This window comes from Segatella copri (assembly GCF_015074785.1).
Taxonomy (GTDB): domain Bacteria; phylum Bacteroidota; class Bacteroidia; order Bacteroidales; family Bacteroidaceae; genus Prevotella.
The window spans coordinates 2071405-2088707 of sequence record NZ_CP042464.1 but is presented as its reverse complement, the minus strand read 5'-3'; the positions used below and the strand labels follow the sequence as shown (position 1 = coordinate 2088707).

General features: G+C 44.1%; 10 protein-coding genes and 2 tRNA genes. 11 read left to right on the top strand and 1 reads right to left on the bottom strand.

Features of this window, described 5'->3' with window-relative positions:
- The first annotated feature begins 74 nt into the window (after positions 1-74).
- The 11 genes from guaB to asnS all read left to right on the top strand — a co-directional run bounded on the left by guaB (position 75) and on the right by asnS (position 13901).
- Entirely contained in the window at positions 75-1559 is a 1485-nt protein-coding gene (gene guaB, locus FO447_RS09040; RefSeq protein ID WP_089544985.1) for an IMP dehydrogenase, read from the top strand.
- A 14-nt stretch (positions 1560-1573) separates the two neighbouring features.
- Positions 1574-2560: a peptidylprolyl isomerase gene (locus FO447_RS09035; protein WP_200756100.1), complete on the top strand. Its 987-nt coding sequence runs from the start codon at positions 1574-1576 to the stop codon at positions 2558-2560.
- A gap of 19 nt (positions 2561-2579) precedes the next feature.
- Positions 2580-4034 carry a peptidylprolyl isomerase gene (locus tag FO447_RS09030; protein ID WP_118066444.1) on the top strand — a complete coding sequence of 485 codons (1455 nt, stop codon included), beginning with the start codon at positions 2580-2582 and terminating at the stop codon, positions 4032-4034.
- Positions 4035-4084: 50 nt separating this feature from the next.
- Positions 4085-5686 carry an OstA-like protein gene (locus FO447_RS09025; RefSeq protein WP_411197701.1) on the top strand — a complete coding sequence of 534 codons (1602 nt, stop codon included), beginning with the start codon at positions 4085-4087 and terminating at the stop codon, positions 5684-5686.
- 42 nt (positions 5687-5728) lie between these two features.
- Positions 5729-7597 carry a DNA mismatch repair endonuclease MutL gene (gene mutL, locus FO447_RS09020; protein ID WP_117695011.1) on the top strand — a complete coding sequence of 623 codons (1869 nt, stop codon included), beginning with the start codon at positions 5729-5731 and terminating at the stop codon, positions 7595-7597.
- A 149-nt stretch (positions 7598-7746) separates the two neighbouring features.
- Entirely contained in the window at positions 7747-8919 is a 1173-nt protein-coding gene (locus tag FO447_RS09015; RefSeq protein ID WP_117695013.1) for an OmpA family protein, read from the top strand.
- Between the two features lie 336 nt (positions 8920-9255).
- A tRNA-Val gene (locus FO447_RS09010) sits at positions 9256-9330 on the top strand.
- A 51-nt stretch (positions 9331-9381) separates the two neighbouring features.
- Positions 9382-9456: transfer RNA gene (locus tag FO447_RS09005), tRNA-Val, on the top strand.
- Positions 9457-9585: 129 nt separating this feature from the next.
- Positions 9586-10932, top strand: a complete 1347-nt coding sequence (gene purB / locus FO447_RS09000; protein ID WP_117587393.1) for an adenylosuccinate lyase — start codon at positions 9586-9588, stop codon at positions 10930-10932.
- 94 nt (positions 10933-11026) lie between these two features.
- Complete coding sequence (locus FO447_RS08995; protein ID WP_200756099.1) at positions 11027-12457, top strand: pseudouridine synthase; 1431 nt, start codon at positions 11027-11029, stop codon at positions 12455-12457.
- Between the two features lie 16 nt (positions 12458-12473).
- Complete coding sequence (gene asnS, locus FO447_RS08990; RefSeq protein ID WP_200756098.1) at positions 12474-13901, top strand: asparagine--tRNA ligase; 1428 nt, start codon at positions 12474-12476, stop codon at positions 13899-13901.
- A gap of 1084 nt (positions 13902-14985) precedes the next feature.
- Here asnS and FO447_RS08985 read toward each other — a convergent pair.
- Positions 14986-16737 carry an ATP-binding protein gene (locus tag FO447_RS08985; protein ID WP_118139371.1) on the bottom strand — a complete coding sequence of 584 codons (1752 nt, stop codon included), beginning with the start codon at positions 16735-16737 and terminating at the stop codon, positions 14986-14988.
- Positions 16738-17303 lie beyond the last annotated feature (566 nt).

Genomic DNA, 17303 nt, shown 5'->3' with positions numbered 1-17303 from the left:
TTTTCGTGAAAAGCGAACTCTATCTGAGAAATTATTGCTAAATTTGCACGCAATAAATTTTTAAAGGTTACAATATGTCATCATTTGTTGCAGATAAAATTGTAATGGACGGTCTCACTTACGACGACGTCCTTCTTATCCCTGCGTATTCAGAGGTACTACCAAAACAGGTAGAGTTGAAAACCAAGTTCTCTCGTAACATCGAGTTGAACGTTCCATTCGTTACAGCAGCGATGGACACCGTTACCGAGGCTTCAATGGCGATAGCTATCGCTCGTGAAGGTGGTATCGGTGTAATTCACAAGAACATGACCATTGAGGAGCAAGCTCGTCAGGTTGCTATTGTGAAGCGTGCTGAGAATGGTATGATTTATGACCCTGTCACCATCCGTCGTGGCAGTACAGTGAAGGATGCTCTTGATATGATGCATGATTATCATATCGGTGGTATTCCTGTGGTAGATGATGAAAATCATCTTGTAGGTATTGTTACCAACCGTGATCTTCGTTTTGAGCGCCACATGGACAAGAAGATTGATGAGGTAATGACTAGCGAGAATTTGGTTACCACTCACATCCAGACCGACTTGGTTGCTGCTGCTGCCATCCTGCAGGAGAATAAGATTGAGAAACTCCCTGTAGTTGACAACGAGAATCACCTGGTAGGTTTGATAACTTACAAGGACATCACAAAGGCTAAGGACAAACCTATGGCTTGCAAGGATGCCAAGGGACGTCTTCGTGTGGCTGCCGGTGTGGGTGTTACTGTAGATACATTGGATCGTGCCAAGGCTTTGGTTGAGGCTGGTGCTGATGCTATCGTTATCGATACTGCTCATGGTCACTCTAAGGGTGTAGTTGAGAAGCTCAAGCAAGTTAAGGCTGCCTTCCCGCAGGTAGATGTTGTGGTAGGTAATGTGGCTACTGGTGAGGCTGCCAAGTATTTGGTAGAGAATGGTGCTGATGGTGTTAAGGTAGGTATCGGTCCTGGTTCTATCTGTACTACTCGTGTGGTTGCCGGTGTTGGCGTTCCACAGTTGAGTGCTGTTTATGATGTATATTCTGCTCTTAAGGGTACTGGTGTGCCTTTGATAGCTGACGGCGGTCTTCGTTACTCAGGTGATGTTGTGAAGGCTTTGGCTGCCGGCGGTAGCTGCGTCATGATCGGTTCTTTGGTTGCTGGTACCGAGGAGAGTCCTGGTGATACCATTATCTTCAATGGCCGTAAGTTTAAGAGCTATCGTGGTATGGGTTCTTTGGAGGCTATGGAACAGAAGAATGGTTCTAAGGACCGTTACTTCCAGGGTGATACCAAGGATGCCAAGAAATTGGTTCCAGAGGGTATCGCTGGTCGTGTGCCTTACAAGGGAACTGTCCAGGAGGTCATCTACCAGCTGATTGGTGGTTTGCGTTCTGGTATGGGATATTGTGGTGCTGCTACCATCGAGAACTTGCACAATGCCAAGTTCGCTCGTATCACAAATGCAGGTGTGTTGGAGAGTCATCCACATGATATCACTATCACTAGTGAGGCTCCTAACTATAGCCGTCCTGAATAATATAATTAGGAAATATGAAGTTTTATGCACTTATAGCGGCAATGCTCCTTTCGGGGAGCATTGCTTTTGCTCATACCGACCCAATTGTTATGATTATTGATGGTCAATCTGTCAAGAAGTCGGAATTTGAGTACTTTTATCAGAAAAATCATTTGGGAAATACGGTTGATTCTAAAAGTATCAAGGTGTTTACCGATGGCTTTGTTGATTATAAGCTGAAAGTGCAAGCTGCTAAGGATGCTCATCTCGATACTTTGCCTAATATCAGGCGTGTGTTGAAACGATATGATGATGTCGAGTCATGCGAGTTGATGCTCGATAAAGGCAGTGTTCATGTTGCACATATCCTCTTGAGATTGGGACAGAAAGCATCTTACCAGGAACAGGAGGTAGTGGAAAGAAGAATCGATTCTATTTATCAGGCTCTTTGCAAAGGTGCAGATTTTGCAGACCTGGCAAAAAAGTGTTCTGATGATAAAGGGTCTGCGGTCAATGGGGGGACTTTGGCATGGTTTACAAAAGGTCAGACTGTGCAGGCTTTTGAAAAAGTAGCTTTCTCTCTGCGAAAGGGTGAGATTAGTAGACCGTTTATGTCTGAGTTTGGTTATCATATCGTCAAGTTGCTGGATAAACATGATGATGGTAATCCGAAAAAATATGTTGCTGATGCTAAGGTAGAAAATTGGCGGGGAACCTACCAGCAGCAGGAGGAAGTAGAAAACCTTTTGCTGAATGAAATCTGCCAGCGTAATATTTGGGATAAGGCTGCTGCTGATAAAAAAGGTCTGGCTGCCTTCTATGCCAAGAATAAGAAAAAATACAAATGGGAAATGAAGCGCCTGAAGAAAATGAAGGTTAATCAGCCCCGGAATGGCGAATACCCGGATGTGGTACTTGCTGACTATCAAGACTCGTTAGAGAAACAATGGGTCGCACAATTGAAGAAGAAATATAAAGTGGTGGTTTTCCATAGCATGTTGACCACTCTCAATATACATTAATATATTATAGAAACAATACATGAATACTGGATATAAAATGACAATGGCATTTATAGCCCTGCTGATGATAGTAGGAATAAGTGCTAGTGCAACAAGAGCAAGCCGTAGTGCTTTGGCTCATGAGGCTGATTCTGCAAATATCAAGCAACAAGCTGCTGCCGATTCTCAGAAAATCAATGAGGGTAGTGTGGTTGATGAAGTAATTTGGGTTGTCGGCGATGAGGCTATCCTGAAGTCAGACGTCGAGGTAACCCGTTTGCAGGCTGAGGCTGAAGGTATTAAATATTCTGGTGACCCAGACTGTTCTATTCCTGAGCAGATTGCCGTTCAGAAACTGTTTCTCCATCAGGCAGCTATCGATAGTATCGAAGTATCTGAGTCAGAAGTCATGAATGGTATCGACGAACAGATCAACAGTTGGGTTTCCATGATTGGTTCTCGTGAAAAACTGGAGGAGTATCGCAAGCAAAGTATCACCCAGATGCGCCAGCAGATGCATGATGATTTCAAAAACCAACAGCTGATTCAGAAGATGAAGCAGGAACTGGTGAAGGATATCAAGGTGTCTCCAGCTCAGGTACGTAAATACTTTAAGGATTTACCTGCAGACAGTATCCCTTTTGTTCCTACAGAGGTAGAGGTTGAGATTCTTACCATGCAGCCACGTATTCCTCTTGAGGAGATTAACCGTGTGAAAAATCAGTTGCGTGAGTTTACTGACCGTGTGAATAAGGGTGAGACTTCTTTTGCTACTTTGGCTCGTCTTTATTCTGAGGATCCGGGTTCAGCCCGTATGGGTGGCGAGATGGATTATATCGGTAGAGGTATGTTGGATCCTGCGTTTGCAAATGTAGCATTCAATCTTACCGATCCTAAGAAAATCTCAAAGATTGTTGAGTCTGAGTTTGGTTATCATATCATCCAGTTGATTGATAAGCGTGGTGATAAGATTAAGTGTCGCCATATCCTGCTCAAGCCTCAGGTTTCTCAAGATGCTATTGATAAGTCTATCGGCCGTCTGGATTCTATCGGTAATGATATCCGTGCCGCTAAGTTTACCTTTGAGCAGGCTGTTGAAGCATTGTCTGATGATAAGGATACCCGCAACAACAAGGGTTTGATGGCCAATGTTACTCCTGACCAGTCAAGAACTTCCCGCTTCCAGATGAAGGATTTACCTACCGAGGTTGCCCGTATGGTAGATACAATGAAGGTAGGTGAGGTTTCTGCACCTTTCACGATGGTGAATTCCAAGGGTAAAACCACTTGTGCTTTGGTAAAACTGGTAAGCCGTGTTGACGGACATAGAGCTACTATTACCGAAGATTTTCAGGTGATGAAGGATGTAGTGTTGGCTAAGGAGCGTGCCCAGACCTTGCACGATTGGGTAGTCAATAAAATCAAGCAGACTTATGTTCGTATGAACGATCGCTATAAGGATTGTAAGTTTGAATATCAAGGTTGGATTAAATGATAAATAAAAGATTAAATAATCATATCAGAGGGCATAGAATCATATCGGTTATGGTTCTATGCCTGTTTGGGTTTTGTCTGATGCAAGCCATGCAGGCTCCAAAGAAGCATGCCAGAAAACGCCCTCATGGTGACCGCGTATATCTTTTGCATGCAGATGAATTGTACTATGATATGTTCGGTAATAATCCTGATGCCCAAATATTGAAAGGTAAGGTCTCTTTCTTGCATCAGGGCAGTCATCTTACCTGTGACAGCGCGTATTTCTATCAGGCTTCTAATTCTGTGAAAGCTTTCGGACATGTTCATTACCGGCAGGGAGACACCTTGTCACTCACTTGTGATAGAGCAGAGTATGATGGGCAGATGCAGATGATGAGAGCACGCAAGAATGTGGTCTTACATCATCGTCGGCAGACTTTGCGTACTGATAGCTTGGATTTCGACCGCTTGTATAATATGGCAAACTTCTTTGACGGCGGAACGCTGATTGATGGTAAGGATAAGCTGGTTGCCGATTGGGGTGAGTATCATACCGAAACGCGTGAGGCTAAGTTTGTTTATAATGTCAAGTTGCGCAGCGGCAAGGATGTTGTTACCACCGACACTTTGTATTACGATGTCCGTAAGTCAAAGGCTCACATGGTAGGACCTTCTAAGATCGTTTCCGGTGCAAGTGTTGTCAAGACAGAAGACGGATATTATGATACCAAGACCGATAGAGCACAGCTTTACGGCCGCTCTACGGTTATAGATAAAGACAAGACACTTACGGGTGATACGCTCTATTATGTAAAGGATGGAGAGAGTACCGGATATGGCAATGTGGTTTATGTAGATAAGAAGAGCAAGAATTCCCTTACTTGCAATTATCTGCGTTACAACGAAAAAACCGGTAATGGCTTTGCTACCCGCAATCCTGTAGCAATCGACTATTCGCAGAAAGATACCCTTTGGGTTCATTCTGATACCATGCGTATCAATACCTTCCATATCAATACCGATTCGGTATACCGTAAGGTGCATGCTTATCCTAAGGTCCGTGCCTATCGCCTGGATATGCAGGCCATCTGCGATTCCCTGGTTTTCAATTCTCAGGATTCCTGCATGACCATGTATAAGGATCCTATCGTCTGGAATGGAAACCGTCAGTTGCTGGGCGAGAAGATTCTGGTCTTCATGAACGACTCTACCGTTCGTTTTGCCCATGTCATCGGACAGGCGCTGTCTGTAGAGCAGATGCCGGATAGTGTTCATTTCAATCAGATCAGTTCTTCTGAGATGAAATCTTACTTTGAAAAAGGTGAGATTAAACAAGGAGAGTCTATCGGTAATGTGCAGACCATCTATTATATGACGGATGATAAGGACAGTTCGCTCATAGGCTTGAATTATCTGGAGACCGATACCATGCGCATGTATATGGGACCGGGCAGGAAGATGGAGAAAATCTGGACCAATAAGTTTACATCTACCATGTATCCTATGACGCAGATTCCGCCGGCAAAATATAAACTTAACAATTTTGCCTGGTTTGAGGACTTGCGTCCTAAAGATAAGAATGATATCTTTGTATGGCGTGGTAAATCCAAGGGCTCCGAACTCAAGAACATTAAGCGTCATGAAGCTCCACTTCAGAAACTGACTGACTGATTATAATGAAGCATCATTTTCTTATATGATTAATATTTAGAGATGAGTGATATTATTCAACTTTTACCCGATTCTGTTGCTAATCAGATAGCAGCAGGTGAGGTTATACAGCGCCCGGCTTCTGTTATCAAGGAGCTGGTCGAAAATGCAGTCGATGCGGGTGCCAGGAATATCCATGTCACAGTTACCGATGCTGGCCGTACCAACATCCAGGTGATAGATGATGGAAAAGGTATGTCTGAAACAGATGCTCGTTTGGCTTTCGAACGTCATTCTACTTCCAAAATCCGTAAGGCTGATGATTTGTTTGCTCTTCGCACCATGGGCTTCCGTGGCGAAGCTTTGGCGTCAATAGCTGCTGTGGCTCAGGTTGAACTGAAGTCAAGACAGGCTACCGACGAGATAGGAACCCTGATACAGATTTCTGGTTCCCGATATGAGAAACAGGAGCCATGCTCCTGTGCTGTGGGAAGTATCTTCTCTGTCAGCAATATCTTTTATAATGTACCCGCTCGAAGAAAGTTCCTGAAGTCCAATTCTACAGAGTTGAACAATATTCTGACGGCTTTCGAGCGGATTGCATTGGTAAATCCTCAAATCACCTTTACTTTACATAGCAATGGTACCGAAGTATTCAATTTGCGTGCCGCTAATTTGCGTCAGCGCATTCTCGATGTCTTCGGCAAGCGTTTCAATCAGGAACTCCTGCCGGTAAATGTAGAAACCACTATGTGTAAGGTGTCTGGATTTGTGGGCAAACCGGAATCTGCCAGAAAGAAAGGTGTGCATCAGTTCTTCTTTGTCAACGGGAGATACATGAAACATCCTTATTTCAATAAGGCTGTGATGGCTGCTTATGACCGTCTGGTTCCTCAGGGTGAACAGGTGCCTTACTTTCTGTATTTTGATGTAGATCCGAAGGATATTGATGTGAATATTCATCCTACGAAGACTGAAATCAAATTCGAGAATGAGCAGGCTATCTGGCAAATCCTCTCGGCTTCGGTCAAGGAGTCCATCGGTATGTTCAATGATGTACCTACCATTGATTTCGATACCGAGGATAAACCGGACATCCCTGTTTATAATCCAGAGATGAGCACTGCTGCTGCACCGAAGATCAGTTTGAATCCTGGTTATAATCCGTTCAAGTCTTCCTCTTCCATGGGAGCAGTTCCTATGGGAGCAGGCTTCTCTGTTCCTAAGCCAAAGCCTCAGGTGGATGAAAAATGGGAACAGCTTTATGAAGGACTCAAAGATCAGGATGATGTGCAGGGGATGGAACAGACCATGGTGTTTTCCGATGATTCTAGTCAGGATAATACGCCAGACAGTATCATTGCAGAGAAATCGCCAGCCCATTATCAGTATAAAGGTAAGTATATCATGACTGCGGTAAAATCGGGATTGATGATTATCGACCAGCATCGTGCCCATGTGCGTGTCTTGTTCGAACAGTATTTGCGCCAGTTGGCTGACCGGACCTTTCATTCACAGAAAGTCCTCTTTCCTGAGGTTGTGCAGTTCCCGATGTCTGAGAAGGTAATCTTTGAAAAGATCCTGCCTGAAATGGAATCGATGGGCTTTGAACTGGAAGATCTTGGAGGTGGAAGCTATGCCGTTAATTCAGTTCCTGGCGGACTTGAAGGATTGAATCCTCTTAAACTGGTACAGGACATGGTTTCTTCTGCAGTAGAAAAGGGCGTATCAGCCATTGATGAAATCAATCAGACTTTGGCTTTGAGTCTGGCTCGCCAGGCTGCAATACCTCAGGGGCAGATATTGAGTAATGAAGAGATGGAGGGGCTGGTGAATGATCTTTTTGCCTGCCAGAATGTCAATTATACGCCAGACGGAAAGTCGGTACTTTGTATCCTCCGTCAGCAGGAAATTGAGCATCTTTTAGGTTAAAAGCAGGGAAAAATCCCGTTTTTCTTTAAAAAGTTAACGAAAAATGCTATTTTTTTTAGAAAATGAAGGTTATTTCAAAAAATAGTATTATCTTTGCTCCGTCATTCAGAAGGTATATATATATAAATTGATTTTTAAATTATAAAGTTATGAAAAAGTTATTAGCAGTGCTAGCATTGGCTAGCGTAACAATGGGCAGTATGGCTCAGGATGCAGCAACTACTGAGAAGTATAGCGTAGCAACAAATTCTTTCTGGAGCAATTGGTTTGTTCAGGCAAACGTTGCTGGTTCTGCATTCTGGGGCAACCAGGAAGAGGGCAATGGTTTCTCTAAGAGCCCACTCAAGGGTTTCAGAAACAATCTCGGTTTCTCTGTTGCTGTAGGTAAGTGGTTCACACCAGGTCTCGGTCTCCGTACTAAGTTCAATGGTGCATGGGGTCGTACAGTAGTTTCTGAGGATAAGTCAACAAATGCAAATAAGTATTGGACTTTGAATGAGCAGGTTTTGTTCAATGTTAGCAATATGTTGTGTGGTTACAACGAGGCTCGTCTTTGGGATTGCATCCCTTACGCAGGTGTTGGTATTAACCGTAACATGAGCGCTAACTGCTATGCTCCTGTAGCTGGTGTTGGTATCTTGAACGAGTTCAAGATCAATAACAAGTGGGCTGTCAACCTCGATGTAAACTATACAGTAGGTGCTAACGACTATGATGGTTACGCAGGTGTATTGGCAGGTGCTAAGCCTAGCACATCTCACTCAATCGACAAGGTGATTGCAAGACACGACCGTTCTTTGAATGTTGAGGTCGGTGTTACATACAACTTGGGTAAGGCTACTTGGAACAAGGTTCCAGATGTTGACGCTATCAACGCTCTTCATCAGTCAGAACTCGACGCTCTCAATGCTAAGTTGAACGATGCTAATGCAGAGAACGACCGTTTGAAGAATCTCTTGAACAACCAGAAGCCTGTAGAGGAAAAGGCAGTTAAGGAGTATGTTGCTACTCCAGTTTCTGTATTCTTCAACATCGGCAAGTCTAAGGTTGCTTCTAAGAAGGATCTCGTAAATGTACAGGCTCTCGCTCAGTATGCTAAGGACAACAACGCTAAGTTGGTAGTTAACGGTTATGCTGACAGCGCTACAGGTTCTGCAGCTATCAACCAGAAGATTTCTAAGGCTCGTGCTGAGAAGGTAGCTAACGAGCTCGTTAAGTTGGGCGTTGCTAAGGAGAACATCATTGTAAAGGCTAATGGTGGTGTTAAGGATTTGACTCCTGCTTCTTACAACCGTCGTGCAACTGTTCAGGTTGGTGAGTAATTATACAGTATATATAATATAAGGTATAAAAATAGAATAGGGCATTCTTCCTCGTGAAGAATGCCTTTTTTGTTTCTTTGAATTTCTTAAAAAGTACTTTTCTTTCTCAATAAGTACCTTTTGGGGTTGAAAGAGGTTTTGCTGTCCCATCGTAAGTGCTTTCTCTTGGTTGGCTGTTTTTGGCAATTGAAATGCAAAAACTGACCGTTTTTACCCTGAAAATTGAGGAAAAACACTAGAAAATGCACTTTTTTGAAGAAAAAACGAAAAAAGTTGCTGAAAAATTTGGTGGAACCAAAAAATAGTCGTACCTTTGCAACCGCTTACGAAAAGTAAGGGCGCTTAGCTCAGCTGGTTTAGAGCATCTGCCTTACAAGCAGAGGGTCGGCGGTTCGAATCCGTCAGCGCCCACGGGGGGTGTTCCCTGTGATTCACTTTTGTGGTTGCAGGGACTTTTTTAGAGGGCGTTTAGCTCAGCTGGTTTAGAGCATCTGCCTTACAAGCAGAGGGTCGGCGGTTCGAATCCGTCAACGCCCACAATGGTGAAGGTCTTTCAACAATGTTGAGAGACCTTTTTTTTATGCTTTTAAATTATTTTATCACTATTTTCTCTGTTTTCTCACGATAATTCATTAATTTTGCACCCTATATATAATACGTATTGTTATGAATTTAGATTTATTGACTGCCATATCACCAATTGATGGTCGTTATAGGGGAAAAACAGAGCAACTCGCTAACTACTTTTCAGAGTATGCTCTCATTCGTTATCGTGTACGCGTAGAGATTGAATACTTCATCACTCTATGCGAGTTACCTTTGCCACAGCTTGCTTCTTTCGACAAGTCGCTGTTCGAACGTCTGCGTGACATTTATCGTAATTTTGACGAAAATGAAGCGCAGCGCGTAAAAGACATCGAGAAGATTACCAATCACGATGTAAAAGCTGTAGAGTATTTTATCAAGGAAGAATTTGATAAAATCGGTGGCCTGGATGCTTACAAGGAGTTTATCCATTTTGGTTTGACATCTCAGGATATCAACAACACAAGTGTACCTCTCTCTGTAAAAGAAGCATTGGAAGAGTGCTTCAATCCACAGGTAGAAGAGCTGATAGCCCAACTTCAGACTTATGCTGATGAGTGGAAGGATGTGCCTATGCTGGCTAAGACTCACGGACAGCCTGCTTCACCTACCCGCCTGGGCAAGGAAATCATGGTTTATGTTTACCGTCTTACCGAGCAGCTTAATTCGCTCAAGGCTTGCAAGATTACAGCTAAGTTCGGTGGTGCTACCGGTAACTACAATGCTCACCATGTAGCTTATCCACAGTATGACTGGAAAGCATTCGGCAACAAGTTTGTCAGCGAAAAACTCGGTTTGGAACGCGAGCAGTATACCACACAGATCAGTAACTATGACTACCTTGGCGCTATCTTTGACGCCATCCGCCGTATCAACACCATTATCATCGACTTAGACCGTGACTTCTGGATGTATATCTCTATGGATTACTTCAAGCAGAAGATCAAGGCAGGTGAGGTAGGCTCAAGTGCGATGCCTCACAAGGTGAATCCTATCGATTATGAGAACAGTGAAGGTAACCTGGGCATAGCCAATGCCATTCTTCAGTTCCTGGCACAGAAACTTCCGGTTAGCCGCTTGCAGCGCGACCTTACTGACAGTACCGTACTCCGTAACATCGGTGTGCCTCTCGGTCATAGCGTCATTGCTATCCAGAGTACATTGAAGGGCTTGCGTAAACTGATTCTTCACGAGGAGAAACTGCAGGAAGATTTGAATAATACATGGGCAGTTGTAGCTGAGGCTATCCAGACTATCCTTCGCCGTGAGGCATATCCACATCCTTACGAGGCATTGAAGGCGTTGACACGTACCAACCAGCACATGACTGAGGAAACTATTCATGAGTTTATCCAGGGATTGAATGTGAGTGATAGTGTTAAGGCAGAACTGATGGCAATCACACCAAGCAATTATACAGGTATCTAATATACACAAAGGAATTTTGTAGTTTTAGTACATATATAAACGTAAAAATTAGATTTATTAACCCAGCCGTGAGGCTATTAAGTATTTTAAGAAAATGGATTCAGAATTTGAAAACAAACCTCAAGATCAGTCTTCTGAGAATGAGAGAACCCGTGAGGGCTACAACCCAGCAGGTGGTTATCAGAAGAGTTATCGACCAGTAGGTCGCACACAGCGTCCTCGTATCAATTCACATCGCGCATACAGCAGCGACAGAAGTAGCAGTAACAGCGAAGGCGGTTTCCGTCCTGAAGGTTTCGGTGCTGGCTTGCAGAGTACAGGCAGCGAGCGTCCACAGCGCAGCAACTATCAGAGCCGTGGTGGTTATGGTAACAGCAACCGTGGTGGCTACCAGCCACGTCAGCAGGGAGGCTATCAGTCTCGTCCTCAGCAGGGTGGCTATCGTCCTCGTTACAACAATAATGATGAGCAGGGTGGTTATCAGCCTCGTCAGCAGGGTGGCTATCAGCCACGCCAGCAGGGCGGCTACCAGTCTCGTTCTCAGCAGGGTGGTTATGGTAATAACAACCGTGGTGGTTATGGTCGTCCACAGGGTGGCGGCTATGGCAACAACCGTGGTGGTGGCTATGGTCGTCCTCAGCAGGGTGGTTATGGCAATAACCGTGGCGGTTATGGTCGTCCACAGGGTGGTGGCTATGGCAACAACCGTGGTGGCGGTTTCCGTCAGCACACTCCTGGTTACGATCCAAATGCTAAGTATAGCATGAAGAAGCGTATCGAATATAAGGAGGAGAACATCGACCCAACAGAGCCATTGCGTTTGAACAAGTTCCTCGCCAATGCTGGTGTTTGCTCTCGCCGTGAGGCTGATGAGTTCATCCAGGCAGGTCTGGTAACTGTCAATGGTGAGGTTGTTACCGAGTTGGGTACCAAGATCCTTCGTACCGATGAGGTGAAGTTCCACGACGCTCCTGTAACTTTGGAGAAGAAGGTATACGTATTGCTCAACAAGCCAAAGGATTATGTTACAACCAGCGATGATCCTCAGCAGCGCAAGACTGTGATGGACCTCGTAAAGGATGTTTGTCCTGAGCGTATCTATCCTGTAGGCCGTCTCGACCGTAATACAACAGGTGTACTTCTCTTGACCAACGATGGTGACCTGGCTTCTAAGCTTACTCACCCTAAGTTCCTGAAGAAGAAGGTTTATCACGTTCACCTCGATAAGAACCTGACTGCTCACGATATGGATCAGATCCGTGAGGGTATCACCTTGGAAGATGGTGAGATCAAGGCAGATGCTGTAGAGTATGCTGATGATCGCGACAAGGCACAGGTTGGCATCGAGATTCATAGTGGCAAGAACCGTATCGTGCGCCGTATCTTCGAGAGTCTCGGCTATCGTGTTACCAAGCTCGACCGTGTACAGTTCGCAGGTTTGACTAAGAAAAATCTCCGTCGCGGTGACTGGCGCTTCCTTACTGAGAAGGAGGTAGACATGCTCCGCATGGGTGCTTTTGAATAAAACAGAGTAATAAACAATGGAAAAAGTAAAAAGAACTAAAGTTGTAGACTTGCTCAAGAGTACAGCCTACGGCTCAATCGTGAATGTCAAGGGATGGGTTCGTACCCATCGTAGTAGCAAAGCAGTCGATTTTATCGCTCTTAACGATGGTTCTACTATTAATAATATTCAGATAGTAGTCGACCCATCAAAGGTCGATGAAAATCAGCTCCGTCAGATTACTACTGGTGCTTGTATCAGCGCCGTAGGTACGCTGGTAGAAAGCCAGGGTGCCGGACAGAGTGTTGAGATCCAGTGCGAGAGCATCGAGATTTACGGTCTCTGCGGCAGCGACTATCCTATGCAGAAGAAGGGACAGAGCTTCGAATACATGCGTCAGTATGCTCACCTCCGTCTCCGTACCAATACCTTTGGTGCCGTGATGCGTATCCGCCATAACATGGCAATGGCTATCCACACTTACTTCCACGAGCATGGATATTTCTATTTCAATACTCCGCTCATCACAGCCAGCGACTGCGAGGGTGCAGGTCAGATGTTCCAGGTTACAACCAAGAACCTCTACAACCTGAAGAAGACAGAGGATGGCAAGATTGACTATTCTGATGATTTCTTCGGCAAGCAGACTTCATTGACCGTTTCCGGTCAGTTGGAGGGTGAGCTCGGTGCTACAGCACTCGGCGCCATCTACACCTTCGGTCCAACCTTCCGTGCAGAGAACAGTAATACTCCTCGCCACCTGGCTGAGTTCTGGATGGTAGAGCCAGAGGTTGCTTTCCTGGATATGGACGGTTTGATGGAGTTGGAGGAAGACTTCATCAAGTATTGTATCCGTTGGGCACTGGAGCATTGCAAGGACGATCTTGCTTTCTTGAACAAGATGATAGACAAGGGTCTGATTGCCCGTCTGGAAGGCGTATTGAATTCCGAATTCGTTCATCTTCCATATACCGAGGGTATCCGCATCCTTCAGGAGGCTATTGCCAACGGTAAGAAGTTTGAGTTCCCATGCGAGTGGGGTGATGACTTGGCTTCAGAGCATGAGCGTTTCCTCGTAGAGGAGCACTTCAAGCGCCCGGTTATCATGACCAACTATCCTAAGGCTATCAAGGCATTCTATATGAAGATAGACGAGGAGGAGAGTGGTTTCGGTGGCAAGAGCGGTCAGACCGTTCAGGGTACCGACGTACTGTTCCCACAGATTGGTGAGATTATCGGTGGTTCTGTCCGTGAGGAGAGCTATGACAAACTGATGGGTGAGATTGAGGCTCGCAACATCCCTATGAAGGATATGAACTGGTATCTCGATACCCGTAAGTATGGTTCATGCCCACACGCAGGTTTCGGTCTCGGTTTCGAGCGTCTGATTCTCTTCGTAACCGGTATGCAGAATATCCGCGACGTGATTCCATTCCCACGTACACCAAAGAACGCAGAATTCTAGAATAAATAAATGAAGCCTGTTTCGATGTCCTTCGAAACAGGCTTCATTGCTCTTCGCAAGTACTTGCGATGCCCAACGCAGCTACTTGCATCAGTTTACTCTCGATTTTATTGCCACATTTGCCACACGCATACTAACTTACTGGCATACAATGGTTTAATGGTGGCAATAGACCCTATTTCTATTGTCACCTTATTGTCACCTATTGCCACACCCTATGTATGTTAAAACAGGCATAATTAGCTGATATTCAGGTATTTCTTGTTTGCTTTTTGTTTTTTTCTATTCATTGGGCGCTTGGTGCATCGACTGAACAAAACGAGGGTTTTTGCGTTCAATAAAGCCCTTTTTTCGTCTTTTTATCACCAAAAATGGAAGTGAGGCTTACTTTAGATTCAAAAAAAGGCTCTTTCGAACTTCAAAAAAGCTATTTCGAACTTCAAAAGAGCCTTACTTGATAATGGGCAGGATGCTCCTGAAACTGCGTCACGACGTAGCTGTCACTGCGTCGGGACGTAGTTGTTGTTACGTCGTGACGTAGCTACTGCTACGTCGTGACGTAATTTCTCCTGCATCGTTGGCGGAATAACTCTACCTCCCTCTCATATACTGCTAGCTTCGATAAGCATATCGTTGTATCTGTCTATCACATCGTCATTGATACTTTTCCGATATTCACATCAATGCCAGTATATATGATAAGGTGTAGGGACTCCAGCCTGTTTAAGTAAACAGATGAAATCATGTACGTCATTTAACAAGTTTATACGCTTCATTGAGTCGATAGATATGACTGCGTTGGGTTCAAGATACGACTGCGCTGGGCGGAAGATTCGATTTCGTTGGGTTAAAGATTCGACTTCGTTGGGTGGAAGAGTCAATTTCGTTGGCTGAATAATATGGCTGCGTTAGCTGAATGAAGTAGCTCAGTTAGCTGAATGAAGCACTTGAGTTATCAGAATGAGGCGGCTTGGTGTAATACGACTCGCTAGTCTGTTAGGCGTTTGGGGCTTGCTGCCCAGCCTTTATTAAAAGTAAAAGAAGGTGCGTCATAGACTGATGACGCACCCTCTTCTCTGGATATTTATACCTCCTTCATGTTCTTTAGTTCCCAACCCTCAAATTGCATGATGATTTTATGCAGTTGAGTCCCCTGCCTTAGAACTTCTACTCTTGGGGCTGCAGCATATCGGTTGATTTGCTCCACAGCCTCGTCCCATTGCAGTTCGGCTTTCGTCTTGCTTTCCCCTTTAGAAATTACATTGAAATCTTTCTTCGGCAGCATCTTCAGTTCTATGATATAGCTATGCTTAGCCTCATAATGCGTAAGGTCTGGCAATAAGAAGAAATCACAATACCCATGATTTAACTCCAGTTCTGGCGCAGTATAATAGTAATCGTTCAGACTGAGATATGCCATAAAGAATCCCTGCATGTTACGTTCTGCCTCTATTCCGTCACGCACGGAAGAAATCTTGGCATAAGAATCTGCCATGTATTGCAAGGCTTCATGCCACTTGCCTTCATATGCCATGTCGTAGTAATAGTCAGTAAGCTTGTTTACATTGACATAGGCTTTTGCATCCATGAGTTCTATCAGATATTCATAATATTGCTTGCGCACATTATTGTTCGGAATTCCGAGTACAAGCTTTGCTCCTCTCGTAGCCTTGATGGTAAGCATGCCATAATAAAACAGCAGGCTTGGAAATACCTGCGGGTCTGTTATCATTCTTGCAGGGAAGGTGTCATAGAGTGTAGTCACAATCTCTCCTTTCTCGGCAATCGTGCGAATCACGCCCTTTCGGTCGCCATCTAGCTTGTCGAGCTGGATGAGCTTTTTCATCTTGTTATAGTCGGTCTTGGTGTTAGGGTCTATCATCTCTTCAGGTCCCTTGCCAGAGCTCAGATAGTTGCGCAGATAATAGAACACCATATCGCAGTTGAAGATCTTACTTTGAGATGTCAAGGCACTCTTCGAGAAGCAATAGTTATCATACCAGGGTTTCATCTCGTTAACAATGTCATCAATGTTGGCATTGGCTGCAATTTCGCCCTTTTCCTTATAATAGTTGAACATCTGATAGACATCTTCTGTAGAAAAGCCTAACATCTGGTTGAATTGCTTCTTGGTGGATATATGCCATCCGATGTTGAAACCGCTGGTCACGTCATCGAGCGTCACAGGACTCACACCCGTCATAAAGATACGTTCAAACGAACCTTTGAATTTCTTGAAGATATCACGATAGAAACCCTCAGCATGGGTCATGGCACGATACACTCCTTCACCCTGCTCGTTGAGCACCGTGTTGGTGAAGTTGTCATATTCGTCAATGATGAGATAGGTACGAAGATTCAGCTTCTTCGATTCGTCGTTGATAAGTATCAACTTGTCTACGGCGTCTTCCGCCTCGAAGACCTTCTTTACAAAATCCTCCGAATAGTATTGACGGTAGACATCCACAAAACTATCCAGCTTCACTTTGCAATAACGGTTAAACTTGTCTTCCAACTGGTCGATACGTCCGCCTACTTGCGAAAAGTCAAGATAGAGAACCAGATATTTGCCTTGAAGGGGAGTAGGATTCTTGCCAATCCACAGATTGCCGAACAGATCCTTGAACTTATCCTTCATGTTACAATCATAATAAGCTTGGAGCATACTGATGAATACGCTCTTGCCAAAACGGCGAGGACGGATAAAGAAGAGGTTTACCGCCTCATCTTCCAATGCTGGCAAATACATCGTCTTGTCCACATAGTAATTGTTTTGCTCTATGATTTGTACGAAGTCATTGCGTCCATAAGGTATTCTTTTAGTATCTTGCTTCATATCTCCAGTATTACTTGTAATTTTGTGCAAAGATACAACTATTTGGGAATAATACCAAAGAAAAACGGATTTTTTTCGGTAATCTGCAGAAAACAACATTCCTGGTAGATACTCATACATTCGTATCTAGATGGTCCCTATATATAATAAGGTGTAGGACCGCCAATCTCCCCTATATATAATAAGGTGTAGGTTTTATATCGGGAAAATGGAGGAAAACAGGGAAAATGGACGGGTTAGAAGCCCAATATGGGGGCTATTTTATAAAAAACATAAGAAAATTAGCCTTTTTTGAAAAAAAAATGCTCAAAAACTTGCAAGTTTCGAAAAATATACTTATATTTGCAACATGAAAAATCTCCTGGCTGGAGATATTCCATATACAACAAGAACTGAGTGGCGACAAAAAGCCACGACATATAAGAACAATAAGAACTTAGTGGTTATAAAAAGCCACACGATATATAAGAACGATAAAATAACTTTTCTAAGAGGACCTTTGAAAGAGAACGAAGAACTTTTCTAAGAGTGCAGACTCTTTTCATCAAACGGAACTCTTAATTCAA